1 pseudogene is annotated in these 528 nt (G+C 55.1%); it reads right to left on the bottom strand.

What is annotated here, in order from left to right:
* A pseudogene (locus ACR0ES_RS20190) lies at nt 1-528 on the bottom strand (putative 2-aminoethylphosphonate ABC transporter permease subunit); the annotation flags it as partial.

Raw genomic sequence — 528 nt, 5'->3', positions numbered from 1 at the left:
CCAGGATCGCCATGGTGCCGTAGATCGCATTGAACGGATTGGACGGGTTGTTGAAGAAGAAGATATACGACAGTCCCAGAACCATGCCCGGGATGGCCATCGGCAGCATGGCGAACATCTGAAAGATCGACCGCCCGGTTTTGAAGCCGTTCGATTTTTCCACCAGGTACGCCCCGAAGAAGACAACCGTCGTGCCGATCACCGCCGTCAGGAAAGCCAGTTTGATCGAGTTGAAATACGACCCCCAGCCGCCGCCATCCATCTTGTCGAACTGGTAGTTCTTGAGGCTCAGGCTCAGATCGTAGGGCCAGAACTTGATCAGCGCCGCAAACTGACACACGGCCAGAAGACCAACGATGAACAGGCCGATCAAACTGCAGTAGATCAGGAATATGCGATCAGTCTTTGGGTTTGGTGTTGCCTGATATGGAACCGAACGCGCAGACAGCAGCGCCACCTGCTTGGACTGAACCATCCGGTCGATGGCAAAAGCCAGAATTGCGGGGATGACCAGAACCACCGAGACCA

Source organism: Ruegeria sp. N7, from assembly GCF_056531345.1.
This window is presented reverse-complemented; position numbering and strand designations above follow the sequence as displayed.